The sequence below is a fragment of the Kribbella antibiotica genome, from assembly GCF_004349055.1.
GTDB lineage: Bacteria > Actinomycetota > Actinomycetes > Propionibacteriales > Kribbellaceae > Kribbella > Kribbella antibiotica.
In genome coordinates this window covers 1-16,949 of the sequence record NZ_SMKX01000107.1, presented here as the reverse complement: position 1 = coordinate 16,949, position 16,949 = coordinate 1, and the positions used below count along the sequence as shown (strand labels likewise).

18 protein-coding genes and 1 pseudogene are annotated in these 16,949 nt (G+C 68.2%); 7 read left to right on the top strand and 12 right to left on the bottom strand.

Translation table 11 applies throughout. The features are described 5' to 3' along the window. Positions 1–19 precede the first annotated feature (19 nt). The 3 genes from E1263_RS44120 to E1263_RS29110 form a co-directional block, all read right to left on the bottom strand. The gene (locus E1263_RS44120) at positions 20–532 is read right to left on the bottom strand and encodes a DivIVA domain-containing protein (protein WP_132173095.1); all 513 of its coding nucleotides are present in this window, start codon (positions 530–532) and stop codon (positions 20–22) included. After that, positions 532–1,653 (bottom strand): dual-specificity RNA methyltransferase RlmN, encoded by a 1,122-nt coding sequence (gene rlmN, locus E1263_RS29115; protein WP_132173093.1) that lies wholly within the window; start codon positions 1,651–1,653, stop codon positions 532–534. Before rlmN ends, E1263_RS44120 begins: the two co-directional genes overlap by 1 nt. 63 nt (positions 1,654–1,716) lie before the next feature. Next, positions 1,717–2,004, bottom strand: a complete 288-nt coding sequence (locus tag E1263_RS29110) for an Rdx family protein (RefSeq protein WP_132173091.1) — start codon at positions 2,002–2,004, stop codon at positions 1,717–1,719. 24 nt (positions 2,005–2,028) lie between these two features. Between E1263_RS29110 and E1263_RS29105 the strand changes: the two genes are divergently transcribed. After that, complete coding sequence (locus E1263_RS29105) at positions 2,029–2,973, top strand: NAD(P)-dependent oxidoreductase (RefSeq protein WP_132173089.1); 945 nt, start codon at positions 2,029–2,031, stop codon at positions 2,971–2,973. A gap of 6 nt (positions 2,974–2,979) precedes the next feature. On the opposite strand, the gene E1263_RS29100 is transcribed toward E1263_RS29105, so the two are convergent. Further along, a complete protein-coding gene (locus E1263_RS29100) occupies positions 2,980–3,672 on the bottom strand; it encodes a C39 family peptidase (RefSeq protein WP_132173087.1) in 693 nt (230 codons plus the stop codon). Between the two features lie 251 nt (positions 3,673–3,923). On the opposite strand from E1263_RS29100, the gene E1263_RS29095 reads away from it, so the two are divergent. Next, the gene (locus E1263_RS29095) at positions 3,924–4,913 is read left to right on the top strand and encodes an MsnO8 family LLM class oxidoreductase (RefSeq protein WP_132173085.1); all 990 of its coding nucleotides are present in this window, start codon (positions 3,924–3,926) and stop codon (positions 4,911–4,913) included. Here the strand turns inward: E1263_RS29095 and E1263_RS29090 are convergent. The 6 genes from E1263_RS29090 to rpsB form a co-directional block, all read right to left on the bottom strand. After that, positions 4,910–5,494 (bottom strand): GNAT family N-acetyltransferase, encoded by a 585-nt coding sequence (locus tag E1263_RS29090; RefSeq protein ID WP_132173083.1) that lies wholly within the window; start codon positions 5,492–5,494, stop codon positions 4,910–4,912. The genes E1263_RS29095 and E1263_RS29090 overlap by 4 nt on opposite strands. Positions 5,495–5,498: 4 nt before the next feature. Further along, a complete protein-coding gene (locus E1263_RS29085; RefSeq protein ID WP_132173081.1) occupies positions 5,499–6,359 on the bottom strand; it encodes a phosphatidate cytidylyltransferase in 861 nt (286 codons plus the stop codon). After that, positions 6,359–6,913, bottom strand: coding sequence for a ribosome recycling factor (frr, locus tag E1263_RS29080; RefSeq protein ID WP_272949703.1), 555 nt, complete (start codon positions 6,911–6,913; stop codon positions 6,359–6,361). The genes E1263_RS29085 and frr overlap by 1 nt, the downstream gene beginning before the upstream one ends. A gap of 84 nt (positions 6,914–6,997) precedes the next feature. Next, positions 6,998–7,756 carry a UMP kinase gene (pyrH, locus tag E1263_RS29075; RefSeq protein ID WP_420323395.1) on the bottom strand — a complete coding sequence of 253 codons (759 nt, stop codon included), beginning with the start codon at positions 7,754–7,756 and terminating at the stop codon, positions 6,998–7,000. A 63-nt stretch (positions 7,757–7,819) separates the two neighbouring features. Further along, entirely contained in the window at positions 7,820–8,638 is an 819-nt protein-coding gene (gene tsf, locus E1263_RS29070) for a translation elongation factor Ts (RefSeq protein WP_132173077.1), read from the bottom strand. 93 nt (positions 8,639–8,731) lie between these two features. Next, positions 8,732–9,736 carry a 30S ribosomal protein S2 gene (gene rpsB, locus E1263_RS29065; protein WP_132173075.1) on the bottom strand — a complete coding sequence of 335 codons (1,005 nt, stop codon included), beginning with the start codon at positions 9,734–9,736 and terminating at the stop codon, positions 8,732–8,734. A gap of 298 nt (positions 9,737–10,034) precedes the next feature. Here rpsB and E1263_RS44410 point away from each other — a divergent pair. Further along, positions 10,035–10,442, top strand: a pseudogene (locus tag E1263_RS44410) (M23 family metallopeptidase); the annotation flags it as partial. A gap of 69 nt (positions 10,443–10,511) precedes the next feature. Here the strand turns inward: E1263_RS44410 and E1263_RS29055 are convergent. Beyond that, positions 10,512–10,991, bottom strand: a complete 480-nt coding sequence (locus tag E1263_RS29055; RefSeq protein ID WP_132173073.1) for an RrF2 family transcriptional regulator — start codon at positions 10,989–10,991, stop codon at positions 10,512–10,514. Positions 10,992–11,066: 75 nt separating this feature from the next. After that, positions 11,067–12,008 carry a tyrosine recombinase XerC gene (locus tag E1263_RS29050; protein WP_132173071.1) on the bottom strand — a complete coding sequence of 314 codons (942 nt, stop codon included), beginning with the start codon at positions 12,006–12,008 and terminating at the stop codon, positions 11,067–11,069. 136 nt (positions 12,009–12,144) lie between these two features. On the opposite strand from E1263_RS29050, the gene E1263_RS29045 reads away from it, so the two are divergent. The 4 genes from E1263_RS29045 to dprA form a co-directional block, all read left to right on the top strand. Continuing rightward, positions 12,145–13,785, top strand: a complete 1,641-nt coding sequence (locus tag E1263_RS29045; RefSeq protein ID WP_132173069.1) for an APC family permease — start codon at positions 12,145–12,147, stop codon at positions 13,783–13,785. Between the two features lie 112 nt (positions 13,786–13,897). Continuing rightward, a complete protein-coding gene (locus tag E1263_RS29040) occupies positions 13,898–14,254 on the top strand; it encodes a YraN family protein (protein WP_132173067.1) in 357 nt (118 codons plus the stop codon). Then, positions 14,254–15,831, top strand: a complete 1,578-nt coding sequence (locus E1263_RS29035) for a YifB family Mg chelatase-like AAA ATPase (RefSeq protein WP_132173065.1) — start codon at positions 14,254–14,256, stop codon at positions 15,829–15,831. Before E1263_RS29040 ends, E1263_RS29035 begins: the two co-directional genes overlap by 1 nt. After that, a partial coding sequence (gene dprA / locus E1263_RS29030; protein WP_238161623.1) for a DNA-processing protein DprA occupies positions 15,828–16,949 on the top strand: 1,122 nt, incomplete at its 3' end. The genes E1263_RS29035 and dprA, both read left to right, overlap by 4 nt.

Here is a 16,949-nt window from a genome sequence, read left to right as displayed (position 1 = left end):
CCCAGCTTGTCGAACTGGGTTAGGCGCTCAGCCAGCCCTCGGCCTCTTCGAGGAAGAGGTCGACCTCCGTCACGTCGTAGCCCTCGCGGAAGCGCACGGGGGTGAACTGAACGTTGCCGATCTCCTGTGCGGTGACCGGGCGCTCGACCGGCAGCCCGTTGGCCGTCGCGAGCACCCGATCGACGAAGTCGTCCACCTGCGCGATGTCGTAGCCCTCAGCAAGCCTCACGGTCGTGAACCGCGGCGCGGCGCGCTGCGGGCGAGACGCCGGCGGCCGGACCGCGGACGGCTCAGCCGTGGGCATGCTCGACATCCCGCGAGCCGCCTGCTCGAGGAAGGCATCGACCTCTTGGACCGAGTAGCCCTCGCGGAGGCGGACCGGCGTGAAGCTGGCGTTGCGGATGTCGGCGGCGGTCACCGGCGCATCGACGTACCGGCCCTCGATCGTGGCCTCGAGGCGATCAACGAACGCGTCGACCTCGGCGATGTCATAGCCCTCGTGCCAGCGGACGCGAGAGAACAGGTCTGCCATCAGGCCTTGCTGGATGCGGCCAGCTGGCCGCAGGCGCCGTCGATCTCCTGGCCACGGGTGTCGCGGACGGTGGTGGAGATGCCGCCGGCCTGGAGACGGCGGACAAACTCGGCCTCGTCGGCGGGGTCAGAGGCGGTCCACTTGGAGCCCGGGGTCGGGTTGAGCGGGATGAGGTTGACGTGGACCCAGCCCCAGTCGCCGCGGGCGCGGAGCTTCTCGGCGAGGAGGTCGGCGCGCCAGGCGTGGTCGTTCATGTCGCGGATCATCGCGTACTCGATGGAGACGCGGCGCTTGGTCTTCTCGGCGTAACCCCAGGCGGCGTCGAGGACCTCGTCTACGTTCCAGCGGTTGTTGATCGGGACCAGCTCGTTGCGCAGCTCGTCGTCCGGCGCGTGCAGCGACACGGCGAGCGTGACCGGGATGCCCTCGTCGGCGAGCTGGTTGATCCGCGGCACCAGGCCGACGGTCGACACGGTCACGCCGCGGGCGGAGATACCGAGCCCCTCGGGCGACGGATCGGTGAAGCGGCGGACGGCACCAATGACGGCCTTGTAGTTGGCCATCGGCTCGCCCATGCCCATGAAGACGATGTTGTTGACCCGCCCCGGACCACCGGTGATCTCGCCACGCGACAGCGCGCGGGCGCCGTCGACGACCTGCTCGACGATCTCCGCGGTGGTCATGTTCCGGGTGAGGCCCGCCTGACCGGTCGCACAGAACGGGCACGCCATCCCGCAACCGGCCTGCGACGAGACGCACATTGTGGTGCGGTCCTTGTAGCGCATCAGCACGGACTCGACGAGCGAACCGTCGAGCAGCTTCCACAGCGACTTCCGCGTCGTGCCGTTGTCGCACTCCATGTCGCGGACCTTCGTCAGCAACGGCGGCATCAGGTCGGCGACCAGCTTGTCGCGGCTCTCGGCCGGCAAGTCGGTCATCTCGGCCGGGTCGGACGTCAGCCGGGAGAAGTAGTGATTCGACAGCTGCTTGGCCCGGAACGCGGGCTCTCCGAGCGCCACGACCGCTGCCTTGCGCTCCTCCCCGGTCAGATCGGCCAGGTGCCGCGGCGGCTTCTTGGCACGGCGCGGCTCATCAAAAACCAGAGGCAGGGAGGTAGTCATAACCGTTCCATTGTCACTTGGCGCCTGAGCATTCACAAATTCACATCCTGGACGTGCTGCGGATCACTCCGCCTTGCGGTCCGAGTGCCCGAGCTGGCGATCCGGCGCGATCCGGTCCCGCACCAGCTGCTTCAGCAACGGCAGCTCGATGAACCCGCCCTCGGCCTTCCGCGACCACAACATCTCCCCGTCCAGCGAGATGTCGAAGATCCCCCCGGTCGACGGCACCAGCGCCACCTCCCCCAACTCCTTGGGGAACGTCGTCAACAGCTCCTGCGCGGTCCACGCCGCCCGCATCAACCACCGGCACTGCGTGCAGTACTCGATCTCCAACCGCGGCGCTCTACTCACCTTCTTAAACTACATTTCCACCCCATGACGCATTTCTGGGTCCACGGTGTGGGCGGCCTCGACGACGACGCCACCGCGCGCCTGGCAGAGCGGCACCCCGGCTGGCGCTTCACCGACGACGCACCACCTGCAGACGCCGCGTACGACGTACTGGTCGCCCGCACGCCCGCCCGCGAACTCGTTGCCGCCAGCCCGCGACTGCGAGCGCTCGTCGTCCCGTACGCCGGAGTCCGGCAGGAGGTGCGCGACCTGCTCGCGGACTTTCCGGCGGTGCAGTTGCGGACCGTTCATCACAACGCCGGTCCGACTGCCGAGCTCGCGGTCGGACTCGTCCTGGCCGCAGCCCGCGCACTCATCCCAGCCGACCAGGGCATGCGCATCGGCGACTGGACCGCCCGCTACGTGCCGCCGAACCCCACGATGATTCTCGGCGGACACCCCGCACTGGTCATCGGGTACGGCGAAGTGGGCCGCCGGATCGCCCGTGCGCTCAACGGACTCGGGATGGAGGTCCACGCGGTCCGCGCCACGGCGCAGTCGGGCTCGGACGGCGACATCCGCATTCACCCGGGCTCCGAGCTCCCCTCACTCGTGAGCCAGTCGCGTGTCGTCGTACTGGCACTTCCGGGGACGCCTGCGACGGACGGTCTGTTCGGAGCCGAACTGATAGCTCGGCTACCGGAGCCCAGTGTGCTGGTGAACGTCGCCCGCGCCACCGTGCTCGACGAACGCGCGCTGTACGAGCGGCTGCGCGACGGCGGAGTCGCTGCGGGGCTGGACGTGTGGTGGAAGGAGGCCCGGACGGCCGATGCGGTGACCGGAGTCACCGCATCGACATACCCGTTCCATGAGCTAGCGAACGTCGTACTGAGTCCGCATCGTGGTGGTGCATTCAGCCTGCGGGAGGTGCGCGACCTGCGTCTGGACCACGTGGACGCCATCCTCACTGAGCTGGCTCAGCCTCACTGAGCTGGCTCAGGCCGAGTAGCCCTTCGGGGGGATCAGGGTGGCTAGCTGGTTGAAGGTCAGCCAGTAGGTCTCCCCGGGGGCGAAGCCGGCCGGGTCGGCGATCAGGACGGTCGAGTCGCTGGAGTCGTAGCCGATCACGGTGAAGTAGTGCCAGATCGTCTCGTTCGGGTAGCCCGGCGGGTGGTTGCTGGGCGGGGCAACGATGTTGGCGACGATCGCCCAGCCGCGGTCGACGTCGTAGACGATGTCCTGCCAGAGCAGGTTGCGCTGCGCCTGGGTGGGCGGATCGTTCGGCATCTCCTTGGTCTCGTAGTAGGTGGTACCGAGGCGGTTGTTCAGCACCCGGGTGACCTGACCGATCCAGTCGGTGCCGTTGGTCGTGGTGGGCAGCTCATTGGCCAACTGCTGCTGGCTAGGCAGGTTGGAGGTCTTGGCCGACAGGGCGATCCGCGTCGCGGCCGGGCCGCACCAATAGCCGGTCTGCTGGTACTGGAACTGAACTTGCAGGGTCTTCAGCGTCTGGGTGGAGAAACCCAGCTTGGGGACCGGCTTGGACGCCGCCGCCATCTCGGCGGAGACGGCTGGTGCAGCCGACACCGGGCCGGCAACGGCGGGGGCAGCACCCATCGGCAGTGCGGTTGCAGCCACCAGGGCCAGACCGCAGAGCGCGGCCTTGAGTTTCGGCGGGGTGTGTCTCATGTCAACTCCCTCAGCCTCACGGAGTGACCCGGGGTGGCCGCTCCAGCACTGAGTGCAGCCCTATTCGGGGGAGATGTAAACCCCTGCCTAACATGGGCGAAGCCACCGTCAGATAGTGACAAGTCGGTGTTTCCGCAGGTCAGACGCTGGGAGCCGGGTTCAAGCAGGCGCTCGAAAAGGATCTGAACTTTTCGATCTTGCTCGAAGAGTGCGGGGGAATGAGGAGCTCACAGCGGCCGTTGGCTTCAGGTATGGGCTTGTTGTCAGGGGTGCCGTTGTCGGTCTTGGACCGCTCGCGACGACGCGTCGGCGAGTCCGAGGCGGAAACGCTGCGCGCGACCGTTGATCTGGCCCAGGAGGTCGAGAAGCTCGGCTTCAAGCGCTTCTGGGTCTCTGAACACCGCAGCGTCCCCGGAGTGATCGGATCGGCTCCCACAGTGCTAGCAGCGGCCGTCGCGGCGCGCACTGACACCATCCGCGTCGGAACCGGCGGTGTGATGCTGCCGAACCATCAACCGCTCGTGGTGGCGGAGCAGTTCGGCGTGCTCGAGTCGCTGTACCCGGGCCGCATCGACATGGGTCTCGGCCGCTCGGTCGGGTTCACCAACGGGATCCGCCGCGCGCTGGGCGTCGAGAAGGACGCCGCCGAGGACTTCGCCGACCAACTCACGGAACTCCTTGGGTACTTCGACGGCACTCAGCAGGCCCATCCACAGGTCCACGCCCGCCCGGGCGAAGGGTTGCGCATCCCCGCGTTCATCCTGGCCATCGGCGAAGGCGCCACGCTCGCCGCATCCTTCGGGCTCCCCCTGGTCATCGCCGGCATCAAAGGCGAGGCAGACCTGCTGAAACTGATCGAGCGGTACCGCGCCGAGTTCCGCCCATCCGCCGCAACTGCGAGCCCGTACGTCGTCCTGGCCGCGGCTGCCGCGGTTGCGCCGACGACCGAGCAGGCCCGGGAGCTGTTGCTGCCGGAGGCGTGGGCGAGCGCCTACACGCGGACTCGCGGCGTGTTCCCACCGCTGGAAGCCGCTCCCCCGGCCGAGATGACGGCGAAAGAGCGGGAGATCTTCGACAACGCGTTGACCGGACAGATCTACGGAACCCCGGCCGAGGTCGACGCTGCGCTCGGCGGCTTGGTACGCCGTACTGGTGCCGACGAGGTCCTGGTCACCACGAACACGTACGACCGGGGCGACCTGGTTGCCTCGTTCACCGCCTTGGCGGAGCTGGCCGCTTAGCGGTTGATGCGCTCCTCAAGGCGCTTGCGCACCTCGGGCCACTCGTCGGCCAGGATCGAGAACACGACAGTGTCGCGGAACGATCCGTCACCTTGCAGCATGTGCCGCCGCAGCACGCCCTCACGGGTCGCACCCAGCTTGGCGATCGCGGCCTGCGAGCGGGTGTTCTTCAGCCCGGTCTGGATCTTGACCCGGCCGAAACCGCAGTCCTCGAAGGCATGCTGCAGCAGCAACAGCTTCGCGGCCGGGTTCACCGCAGTCCCCCAGACGGCCGGCGCGTACCCCGTCCAGCCGAGGTGGATCCGCTCGTTCGTGACGTCGACATCGCCGAGACTCGACGTGCCGACGACATTGCCGTCGGCAACCGTCCGGACGACGTACAGGGAGCGCTTGGCCGCGGCGGGGACCCAGATGGCCCGCATCTCGTCCACGCTGCCCGGGACCGAGCCGCCGCCGAAACCTCCGGCGTACACCTGCTCGTTCCCGAGGGCGGCGTACAGGTCCTCGATATCGCTGTCCTGCAAGGGGTCCAGGCGAACCACGGGCCCCACCAGCGACCGTCCGTCCGGTGCGATCGTCACACCGTCACCCCTTCACCAGAAGATGCAGCAGCAGCCACACCGCCGGCGCCGTGGCCAGCAACGAATCCAGCCGGTCCATCACACCGCCGTGGCCGGGCAGCAGGTTCGACATGTCCTTGATACCGAGGTCGCGCTTGATCATCGACTCGCCGAGGTCACCGACCGTCGCTGTCACGACCGCCACCACACCGACGATCGCACCGACCCACCAATGCCCGTCGAGCAGGAAGACGACCGAGGCCACACCGGCACCGATACAGGCCAGCGTCGATCCGGCGAACCCTTCCCAGGACTTCTTCGGGCTGATCGTCGGCGCCATCGGATGCTTGCCGAACAGGACACCGGCCACGTAACCGCCGACATCACTGGCGACGACCACCAGGAAGAAGGTCAGGACCCGCAGCGCGCCGTCCTCATCAGGCTGGACCAGCAGGATCGCGAAACCGGCCAGCAGCGGGACGTAACCGATCAGGAAGACCCCGGCGCTGGTGTCCCGGACGAAACCGACCGAGCCACCTGGCATCCGCCAGAAGATCGTGGCCAGCACGGTGCCCGCCATCGCGGTCAGCAGCGCCATCGGTCCGCCGAAGTACGCGGCGACCATCATGGCCACCGTCCCGGCGATCACGGGAACGCGCGGGATCACCGCACCGCCGGTCCGCAGCGACTTGATCATCTCGTCGACGGCCAGCAGCACTGCCGCCAGGACGACGAAGATGAACAGGAACTTGTACCAGAACAGGGACCCGATGATCACGATCCCGAGGCCGACACCGACCCCGATCGCCGCAGGCAGGTTCCGCCCCGCGCGGCCAGGGTCCGAAGCCGGCTTCGGACTCGGCGGGGGCGTGCTCTCGACGCCCATCACACCTCGAGCAGTTCGGCTTCCTTGTGCTTGAGCAGCTGGTCGATCGAGTCGACGTACTTCTTCGTCATCCCGTCCAGCCGCTTCTCAGCACTCTTGCCCTCATCCTCGCCCGCTTCGCCGTCCTTGACCGACTTGCCGATCGAGTCCATGGCGTGCCGGCGGATGCTGCGCACCGAGATCTTGGCGTCCTCGCCCTTGGTCTTGGCGACCTTGATGTACTCCTTGCGGCGCTCCTCGGTGAGCTGCGGCATGGTGACCCGGATGACGACGCCGTCGTTGCCCGGGTTCACACCCAGCTCGGACTCGCGGATCGCCTTCTCGATCGCCGGCATCGCACCCTTGTCGTACGGCGAGATGAGCACGGTCCGCGGATCCGGGACCTGGAAGCCGGCCAGCTGCTGCAGCGGCGTCGGCGAACCGTAGTAGTCCGCCACGATGTTCGAGAACATCGACGGGTGCGCGCGGCCGGTCCGGATCGCGGCGAAATCGTCCTTGGCGACCTCCACGGCCTTCGCCATCTTCTGCTCGGCTTCGCGGAGTGCTTCGTCGATCACGACATTCCTCGCTTCCTCAGGGCCGCGTCCGCGCGGCCCGTTTGCAACGATCCTAGTGGTACGACGGCCCTGTTTCGGCGACTACCCCGGTGCGACGACCGTGCCGATCTTGTCCCCGTGCACGACGCGGGCGATGTTGCCCTCCTCGAGGCCGAAGATCACGATCGGCAGCGCGTTGTCGCGGGCCAGGCTGATCGCGGTGGCATCGGCGACCCGCAGCCCGCGGGCCAGGAAGTCGTCGTACGAGAGCTGGTCGAACTTCACCGCGTCCGGGTTCGTCTTCGGATCGGAGTCGTAGACCCCGTCCACACCCTGCTTGCCCATCAGCAGCGCCTCGGCGCCGACCTCGAGCGCACGCTGGGCGGCGACGGTGTCGGTGGAGAAGTACGGCATGCCGGATCCGGCGCCGAAGATGACCACGCGGCCCTTCTCCAGGTGCCGCTCGGCCTTGCGCGGGATGTACGGCTCGGCGACCTGACCCATCGTGATGGCGGTCTGCACCCGGGTCTCGACACCGAGCTTCTCCAGGAAGTCCTGGAGCGCCAGGCAGTTCATCACGGTGCCGAGCATGCCCATGTAGTCGGCGCGGTTGCGCTCCATCCCGCGCTGCTGGAGCTCTGCGCCGCGGAAGAAGTTGCCACCACCGACCACGATGGCGACCTGGACACCGGCCTGGACCACCTCGGCGATCTGGCGGGCGATCGAGTTCACCACGTCGGGGTCGACGCCGAGCTTGCCGCCGCCGAACACCTCACCCGACAGCTTCAGCAGCACCCGCCGGTAGGCGGGAGCAGACGGCGAAGAGGCCGGACTCGTCTCGGTACCCAGGGTTTCCGTCACGATTCCGGCCTCTCCTCAGTTCTCTTACAGTATTGCTGTGCTAGGTACTCAGTCCTACAGACGTCAGGCGCCGACCTCGAAGCGGGCGAACCGCTTCAGGGTCACGCCGGCCTCGTCGAGGACTGCCTTCACGGACTTCTTGTTCTCGGTGACCGACGCCTGCTCGAGCAGGACGACCTCCTTGAAGAAGCCGTTCACCCGGCCTTCGACGATCTTCGGGAGCGCGCCTTCCGGCTTGCCCTCCTCGCGAGCGGTCGCCTCGGCGATCCGCTTCTCGTTCTCGACCGTCTCGGCCGGAACCTCGTCGCGGGTCGTGTACAGCGGACGCATCGCGGCGGCCTGCATGGCAGCGCCCCGGGCAGCGTCGATGTTGTCGCCCTCGAACTCGACCAGAACACCGACCTGAGCCGGCAGGTCAGCGGCGCGCTTGTGCATGTACGCCGTCACCTTGCCGTCGAAGACGGCAACCTTGCCGAGCTCGAGCTTCTCGCCGATCACCGCGGCCAGGGCCTCGATGTTCTCGGCGACCGACTTGCCGTCGGCCAGCTTCTCGGTGAGCAGACCCTCGACGTCGCCGACCTTGCTGGCCGACGCGTGCGCGACGATGTCGGCCGCGAGCTGCTGGAACTGCTCGTTCTTCGCGACGAAGTCGGTCTCGCAGTTCAGCTGGACCAGCGCGTTCTCGGCCGCGGCCACCAGGCCGTTGCTCGCGGAACGCTCGGCGCCACGCTTCTGCGCCTTGGCCGCGCCGTGGATGCGCAGCTCCTCGATCGCCTTCTCGAAGTCACCGTCGGTGGCCTCGAGCGCCTTCTTGGCGTCCATCATGCCCGCACCGGTGGTGTCGCGGAGCTTCTTCACGTCAGCGGCGGTGTAGTTCGCCATTCCTCGTTCTCTCGTCCTTGTCGATGCGGCTGGATGAGCAGAGCTGTCCGGAATCCTGCCGCCCGCGGTGCGGGCGGCAGGATCAACGGATGCTCAGGCCTCGTCGGCCTTGGGGGCCTCGGCGACCGGGGTCTCCTCGGCGACAACCGGAGCCTCTTCGGCGGCCGGGGTCTCCTCGGCAACCTCAGCGACCTCGGCGGCCGGGGCAGCAGCTTCCTCGGCCGGGGCCTCGGTGGCTACGGCCTCGGTCGCGACAGCCTCGGCAGCAGGCGCCTCGACGGCAGCCTCGGCGGCGGCCGGGGCCTCCGCAGCGGCAGCGCCGTTCTGGCTCTCCAGCAGCTCGCGCTCCCAAGCAGCCATCGGCTCCTCGGCGCCCAGCTCCTCGCCGGCCGCGGCTGCGCCCTGGCCACCACGCGACATCAGACCGTCGGCGACGGCGTCGGCAACCACGCGGGTCAGCAGGCCGACCGAGCGGATGGCGTCGTCGTTACCCGGGATCGGGAAGTCGACCTCGTCCGGGTCGCAGTTGGTGTCCAGGATGCCGATGATCGGCAGCTTCAGCTTGCGCGCCTCGTCAACGGCGAGGTGCTCCTTCTTGGTGTCCACGATCCACACGGCGGCCGGAACCCGGGCCATGTCGCGGATACCACCGAGGGTCTTGAGCAGCTTGTCGTGCTCGCGACGCTTCTGCAGCAGCTCCTTCTTGGTGACACCGGAGGCGGCGACGTCGTCGAAGTCGAGCAGCTCCAGCTCCTTCAGGCGCTGCAGCCGCTTGTTGACGGTCTGGAAGTTGGTGAGCATGCCGCCCAGCCAGCGCTGGTTCACGTAGGGCATACCGACGCGGGTCGCCTGCTCGGCGATTGCTTCCTGGGCCTGCTTCTTGGTACCGACGAACAGGATCGCGCCGCCGGCCGCAACAGTGCTGCGGACGAACTCGTAAGCGCGGTCGATGTAGGACAGCGACTGCTGCAGGTCGATGATGTAGATGCCATTGCGCTCCGTCAGGATGAATCGCTTCATCTTCGGGTTCCAGCGCCGGGTCTGGTGTCCGAAGTGGACACCGCTCTCGAGCATCTGCTTCATGGTCACGACGGCCATGAGGTGGTCCTCCTGTCGCGCCCCCAGGTATCGCCCCGGGCAACGCACTCTCGGTTCTTTCACCGTGGACCGGGCGGCCCACCGTGCCTGATGCCCGTCGTCCGGCCCCATCCAGGCGTTGAAGCCTGGACCGAGAGGGCCACACAGTTTGTGCAGGCATGCGTAGTCGTCCCACGCGAGGTGGGACGCCACCGGAAGTCTACGGGACCGACCCCGCCGGAAGCGAACCGGGCACCGGCTGTCCACAGGCGGCAAACTCGCAGCCCGGAAACGGCCCCTTCGACGGCATCTTGCAGGTATGAACGTCTGCTGCCTGATCCTGGCCCTGCCAACCGCTCTCACGCCACCACCGACCGCCCCGGCTGCCGCCTGGCCGCTGGATCCCAGACCCGTCGTCGTCCACGGTTTCGAGGACCCCGCCGAGCCTTGGCTTCCAGGTCACCGCGGGCTCGATCTCGCCGGCTTCCCCGGCCAACCCGTCCTCGCCGCCACGGCCGGCACTGTTGCGTTCGCCGGTTCGGTGGCCGGGCTAGGCGTGATTACAGTCGCCGACGGCCCACGCCGTACGACGTATCAACCGGTTGTGCCGGTGGTTCGCGCCGGGGCGGTGGTGACTGTCGGCACCGTCGTCGGGCACTTGTCAGCGGCCGGATCGCACTGCGCACCGGCGACCTGTCTGCATTGGGGGCTGCTCGAGGGCCGGCGCTATCTCGATCCGCTGAGCCTGCTGCCGGAGCGACCGATTCGGTTGTTGCCGCTCCTGCCGGTGAATCCCTCAGCTACCGGGGACCCGGGCCTGCCAGGCGTCGTCGTCCTTGGACCGGCGCTCGACCCCGCTGGGGAGCTTGTTCTTGGCCAGGTCGATCAGCGTGGTGTGCTCGAGGACGTCCCGCAGGCTGGCTCGCGCGGCGATCCAGACCCGCTGCAGGACGACAGCCCGCTCGTTGTAGGCGACGCTCTCGGGCCGCACCCCGGAGATGCTCACGATCGGCCCGTCGACGGCTCGCATCACGTCGGCGACCGAGATCTCGTTCGGGTCCACAGCGAGCTTCCAGCCGCCGGACTGCCCGCGCTGGCTGGCCAGAATGCCGGCCCGGCGCAGATCGGCCAGGATGCCCTGCAGGAACCCATGCGGAATCGACTGCTGACGACTGAGCTCCTCGGCCGACACCACCGAGGGGTCGTCGGCCACCCATCGCTGGGTGATCTCGATCAGCGCCCGCAACGCATAGTCAGACTTCGCCGAAACCCGCATGCTCCGCAGTCTGCCGTATTCCGGTGCGCAGCCGCCGCACCAGGTGCACCGACACTCCCGCTACCGGACCCGGATTCAGGCGCGCGGGTGGGCTTGCTCGTAGGCCTTGCGCAGCCGATCGGTCGAAACGTGGGTGTAGATCTGCGTGGTCGCCAACGATGCGTGACCGAGCAACTCCTGCACGCTACGAAGATCCGCGCCGCCCTCGAGCAGATGCGTCGCCGCAGTGTGCCGCAGTCCGTGCGGAGACAGGTCCTGCACATCGACAACCGCGATCCGCTCATGCACCAACCGCCGTACGGCGCGCTGGTCGATCCGCCCACCGCGGGCACCGAGGAAGACCGCGGGACCGCTTCCGGAGCGCTCCAGCTGGGGGCGCGCCTCGGTCAGCCAGCGATCGAGGGTTTCCGCGGCCGGCACGCCGTACGGGACCGAGCGTTCCTTGCGGCCCTTGCCGAAGACCCGGACGACCCGGCGCGAGGTGTCGATGTCGTCGATGTCCAGGGCGCAGAGCTCGCCGACCCGGATACCGGTTGCGTAGAGCAACTCCATGATCGCGAGATCGCGCAGTCCGACCGGGCTGCCATCGTCGGCCGAGACCGCGGCGGCGTCGAGTACTGCGCGGGTGTCGGTCAGGTTGAGCACGCCCGGCAGACTCTTGTGCGGCCGCGGGCTGGCCAGCAGAGCGCCAGGGTCGGTCGGGATCCGCCCGGTCCGGTTCGCCCAGGCGGTGAAGACCCGCGCGGCGGTCGCCCGGCGCGCCATCGTGCTGCGGGATTTCCCGAGACTTTGCTGTTTGGCCAGCCAGGACCGCAGACCACGGATGTCGAGCGATCCGAGGTCGCTGTGACCAAGCCGCATCAAATGATCGAGTAAATCCGCGATATCACCGAGGTAGGCTCTGACGGAGTGCTTGCTGAGGTCTCTTTCCGCCGTCAGATGCCGTTCGTAGTCGGTCAGTAACACCGTGAAACCCTCGGGCCATGAGGGGTGTTCGCTGACTTCCTCCGGCGTCATGCCTCGACCATGCGGGAGCGGGACCGGCATCGCAAGCCACCGCGCGGACGTCGAGAAGGGCAGGTCTGGTCGATAACCCACTGGTCGACTACTGTTCGGCCGGATTGCCCTAGTAGCAACGGAGGCACCCCTGACCATGGCCCCCTCAGCGAACGGACAGACCGTAGGCCGGCGCCTGCCGGTCGAGTCGGCGTTCACTCGAGTCGAGGATGCACGGCACCGTCTGCCGCGCCTGTTCGGTCGTCGCGACCTGGTCGTTCTCGGCCTGGGCGTGATGATCGGGTCCGGCATTTTCAGTATCAGCGGCAACCAGGCGGCACTGACCGCCGGTCCTGCCGTGATCCTGTCGTTCGTCATCGCAGCGATCGTGTGCCTGCTGGCCGCGGCCTGTTATGCCGAGCTGTCGTCGACCATCCCGGTTTCGGGTAGCGCCTACACCTTCAGTTATGTGACCTTCGGCGAGATGTGGGCCTGGCTGGTCGGCTGGGCCCTGGTGCTCGAGCTCGTCACCGCCGCCGCCATCGTCGCGCGGGTGTGGTCGGCCTACTTCCTGGCCACCCTGGACGGGTTCGGCATCAAACTCCCCACGAACGTCGCGCAGTACTTCGGCCCGGACGCCAAGGTGAACCTGGTCGCGCCGCTACTGCTGCTCCTGCTCACCGCCATGGTCGTCACCGGGACGAAGCTGTCCGCCCGGGTGCTGACTGTGGTCGTGGTCGCCAAGGTGGCCGTGATCCTGCTGGTGATCGTGGTCGGCGCGACGCACATCAACTGGGACAACTACACGCCGTTCGTGCCGATGGCCCGCGCCGCTCCGGCCGCGGCCAGTCCGACGTTGCTCAGCTGGATCCTCGATTCGTCGTTCGGAACCTTCGGGGTCATGGGCATCTTCACGGCCGCGAGCACGATCGTCTTCGCCTTCATCGGTTTCGACCTGATCGCGACCGCGTCCGAGGATGCGAAGAACCCGCGGAAGACGGTCCCGCAGGGCATGCTGCTCGGTGTCGGCGCCGTCACGATCCTCTACATCGCCATGGCCGTCGTCCTGGTCGGCATGCGGCCGTACGGACAGCTCGGCGGCAGCGCGCCGGTCTCCAGCGCACTGTCGGCCGTCGGTGTCGGTTGGGCCGCGAAGGTGGTCAACGTAGGCGCTCTGCTGGCCTTGATGACCGTGATCATGGTGGTTCTGATCGGCCAGAGCCGAGTGCTGTTCAACATGGGCCGCGACGGTCTGCTCCCGAAGAGCCTCGGACGGGTCAGCCGGGTCTACTCCTCGCCGGCCCGGGCCGCGGGTGTGGCCGGTCTGGCCGCGGTGGCACTGACCCTTTACCCGAGCGTGCTGCAGCTCGAGGAGCTGCTGGTCATCGGAGCCCTGTTCTGCTTCGCTTTCTGTGCCGTCGGAGTGCTCCGGCTGCGCCGCACCGAGCCGGATCTCGAGCGTGGGTTCAAGGTGCCTCTGGTGCCGCTGATCCCGCTGCTGTCGCTGGCCGCGACGGTTTGGCTGATGCTCAACCTGAAGACCAGCACCTGGGCCAAGTTCGGGATCTGGATGGCGGTCGGGCTGGCGATCTACGGGCTCTACGGCCGCTGGCACAGCCGGCTGGCCAACGAGGACAGCTGGGACTTCGACATCGGCGACACCGACCCGGGGACGGGTGGCCTGCAAGCGATCCGGAACGAGCCGGACCACCGCGCCGGTTCCGCCGAGCTGAAGGCAACGCGCACGCCGGGGCAGAACCAGAACAAACCCACGCGCGGCAAACACATGCGCAACTGAGTTCGGGCTCTGGCTGTTCCACCCTTCGCCGTCTGTGGTTTTCCACAGGCGGCGAAGTCGCATCCAAATCTGGGCCCGTTCCCGGCATGTTCTCTGCCGGAGGTGGTCAACGATGTCGACCAGGAATGCCGTCGGGCAATTCGGCGAGGATCTCGCCAGCAGGTATCTCACGACCCAAGGTCTCGTCATCCTCGAGCGCAACTGGCGCTGCGAGATCGGCGAGATCGACATCGTCGCGCGGGAAGGCGACACGCTCGTCATCTGTGAGGTGAAGACCCGGCGCGGCCTCGGCTACGGAACACCGCTGGAGTCGATCACTTATCGCAAGCTGACCACGCTGCGGAAGCTGGCCGGTGCCTGGCTGCGCAGCCACGACGTCCGCCCGCGCGAGGTCCGGATCGACGTCGTCGCGGTCGTGATCGACCAGGGCGCCCCGCCGCAGGTCGACCACCTGCGAGGGGCCGCCTGATGACGCTCGCGCAGATGTGGTCGGTCGCCCTGGTCGGGCTCGAGGGGCACCTGGTCGAGGTCGAGGCCGATATCGCCCAAGGCCTGCCGAAGACCACGCTGATCGGGCTGCCGGACGCCTCGCTGTCGGAGGCCCGGGACCGGGTCCGGGCGGCCGTCGTCAACAGCGGCGAGAAGTTCCCCGATCGCAAGGTCACCATCGGCCTGTCCCCCGCGACGCTGCCGAAGACCGGTTCGCACTATGACGTCGCCATTGCCTGTGCGCTCCTCGCGGCGGCTGGTGTGGTTGAGCCGGTGTCGTCTCGGCGGACAGCGATCATCGGTGAGCTCGGGCTGGACGGCCGGATCAGAGAGGTTCGCGGCGCGCTCGCGATGACGCTGGCCGTGGCGCGATCCGGGTTCGACCGCATCGTCGTGCCGGAGCTCAATGCCGGTGAGTCCCGGCTGGTTCCGGGGATCGAGGTCTATGGGGTGCGGTCACTGCGGCAGGTGCTGGCGTTGCTGCGCGGGGTGGAGATTCCCGACGAAGCGCCACCGCTGGCCGAGCCACGGCTGTTGTCGGAGTCGCTGACCAGGGTTCCGGAGGTCGATCTGCACGACGTGATCGGTCAGCACGAGGGCCGCCGCGCGATCGAGGCGGCGGCCGCGGGTGGGCATCACCTGTTTCTGCATGGTCCGCCGGGCTCGGGCAAGACGATGCTCGCGGAGCGGCTGGCCGGGTTGATGCCAGACCTCAGCACCGACGAATCGCTGGAGGTCTCGGCGGTTCATTCGCTGGCCGGGTTGCTGAGCGGCGAGGTCGAGTTGGTGTCACGGCCGCCGTTCATCGCGCCGCATCACACGGCATCGCTGTCGAGTCTGGTCGGCGGTGGTTCGGGCGTGCCACGGCCGGGGGCGATCAGCTGTGCGCATCGCGGGATCCTGTTCATCGACGAAGCGCCGGAGATGCATCCGCTGACGCTCGACACGCTGCGGCAACCGCTGGAGTCCGGTTTCGTCGAGGTGCATCGGTCAGCGGCGGTGGCGAAATTTCCGGCGCGCTTCATGTTGGTGCTGGCCGCGAATCCCTGTCCCTGTGGGATGTCCGGCGTCCGGCACGCCGTCTGCAACTGCACACCACAGGCGCTCGCGCGCTACCGGCAACGCATCAGTGGGCCGATCAAGGATCGCCTCGACATCCAGCGACAGATCCTTCCCGCCGGCCGGGGCGGCACCGAGATCGAGACGTCCGAACCGACCGCTGCTGTGGCCGCTCGTGTCCGGGCGGCCCGGGAGCGCCAGTCCGCGCGCTACCGCGGCAGTCCCTGGACGCTCAACAGCCAAGTCCCCGGTGCCGTGCTCCGCCGGGAATTCCCACTCGATTCCCAAGCCCTGCAACTCCTCGAGGATCACTACTCCACCGGCCGCCTGACCGGCCGTGGCTTCGACCGCGTCGTCCGTCTCGCCTGGACCCTCGCCGACCTCCGCGGCCACCCCCAACCAACCCTCGAGCTCACTCACGAAGCCTTCCAGCTCCGCACCGGCGAAACCCTCACCCCACTGGCCGACACCCGCCCCCTCAAAGGACGTGCCTCATGACCCCTCCCATCCTCACCGGAGACAGCATCCCGCTGTCCAGCTTCTCAACACCCGCCACTGACCCCGGAGGCTCCGGCGGACATGCCGACACCGCAGTCTCCGCGGTCGGCGAAGGCAGCGATGCCGAGCGCCTGGCCCGGGTGGGGCTCGGCCGGGTGATCGAGCCAGGAGACCTGGCGGCATTGAAAGCGTTCGACGGGCTCGGCGTGGTCGAGATCTGGGAGCGGCTGCGGCGACAGGAGGCGGGGACAGAGCGGTGGGCGACACGCATGGCCTCGGTCGAGCCTCAGCGGGATTTGGAGCTGGCGGCGGTGGCCGGGGCGCGGTTCGTGATTCCGGGGGACCACGAGTGGCCGGAGCAATTGGAGGTGCTGGCGGAGGCTGGGCAGCTGGCACGGCGGGCTGGGGTGCCGTTCGGGCTCTGGGTGCGCGGGCCGGCGAATCTGCGGCAGGTGCTGGAGAAGTCCGTGGCCATCGTGGGTGCGCGGGCCTGCTCGTCGTACGGGTCGCATGTGGCCGGGGAGCTGGCGGCGGGGCTGGCCGGCGGCGGGTACGCCGTGGTGTCGGGCGGGGCGTATGGGATCGATGCGGCGGCGCATCGCGGCGCACTCGCGGTCGCGGGAGTCACCGTCGCGGTGCTGGCTTGTGGAGTCGACAAGAGCTATCCACAGAGCAACTCCGCGTTGTTCAGCCGGATCGTCGAGCAGGGTCTGGTGATCAGTGAGCTGTCGCCCGGCTGTTCGCCGACCAAGCTGCGGTTCCTCGCGCGCAATCGCCTGATCGCCGCCGCCAGCCAAGGCACCCTCGTCGTCGAGGCCGCTGTTCGCAGCGGCGCCCTCAACAGCGCCGGCTGGGCCGAACAATGCGGCCGCCCCGTCATGGCCGTCCCAGGCCCCATCACCTCCCGGATGTCCGAGGGCAGCCACCTCCTGATCCGCGACCGAGACGCCGTACTGGTCACTGATGTTCCCGAGATCATCGAGGCCGTCTCGCCCCTGGGCAGCGGCCTGACCTCCTACCGCCATGCCCCCTCAACAGCGCCGGCTGGGCCGAACAATGCGGCCGCCCCGTCATGGCCGTCCCAGGCCCCATCACCTCCCGGATGTCCGAGGGCAGCC

What these genes read in the sequence shown, in the direction of transcription:
- E1263_RS44120 (WP_132173095.1), bottom strand. Translation starts at nt 532, where the DNA reads ATGGCAGACCTGTTCTCTCGCGTCCGCTGGCACGAGGGCTATGACATC.
- rlmN (WP_132173093.1), bottom strand. Translation starts at nt 1,653, where the DNA reads ATGACTACCTCCCTGCCTCTGGTTTTTGATGAGCCGCGCCGTGCCAAG.
- E1263_RS29105 (WP_132173089.1), top strand. Translation starts at nt 2,029, where the DNA reads ATGACGCATTTCTGGGTCCACGGTGTGGGCGGCCTCGACGACGACGCC.
- E1263_RS29100 (WP_132173087.1), bottom strand. Translation starts at nt 3,672, where the DNA reads ATGAGACACACCCCGCCGAAACTCAAGGCCGCGCTCTGCGGTCTGGCC.
- E1263_RS29095 (WP_132173085.1), top strand. Translation starts at nt 3,924, where the DNA reads ATGGGCTTGTTGTCAGGGGTGCCGTTGTCGGTCTTGGACCGCTCGCGA.
- E1263_RS29085 (WP_132173081.1), bottom strand. Translation starts at nt 6,359, where the DNA reads ATGGGCGTCGAGAGCACGCCCCCGCCGAGTCCGAAGCCGGCTTCGGAC.
- tsf (WP_132173077.1), bottom strand. Translation starts at nt 8,638, where the DNA reads ATGGCGAACTACACCGCCGCTGACGTGAAGAAGCTCCGCGACACCACC.
- rpsB (WP_132173075.1), bottom strand. Translation starts at nt 9,736, where the DNA reads ATGGCCGTCGTGACCATGAAGCAGATGCTCGAGAGCGGTGTCCACTTC.
- E1263_RS29055 (WP_132173073.1), bottom strand. Translation starts at nt 10,991, where the DNA reads ATGCGGGTTTCGGCGAAGTCTGACTATGCGTTGCGGGCGCTGATCGAG.
- E1263_RS29050 (WP_132173071.1), bottom strand. Translation starts at nt 12,008, where the DNA reads ATGACGCCGGAGGAAGTCAGCGAACACCCCTCATGGCCCGAGGGTTTC.
- E1263_RS29045 (WP_132173069.1), top strand. Translation starts at nt 12,145, where the DNA reads ATGGCCCCCTCAGCGAACGGACAGACCGTAGGCCGGCGCCTGCCGGTC.
- E1263_RS29040 (WP_132173067.1), top strand. Translation starts at nt 13,898, where the DNA reads ATGTCGACCAGGAATGCCGTCGGGCAATTCGGCGAGGATCTCGCCAGC.
- E1263_RS29035 (WP_132173065.1), top strand. Translation starts at nt 14,254, where the DNA reads ATGACGCTCGCGCAGATGTGGTCGGTCGCCCTGGTCGGGCTCGAGGGG.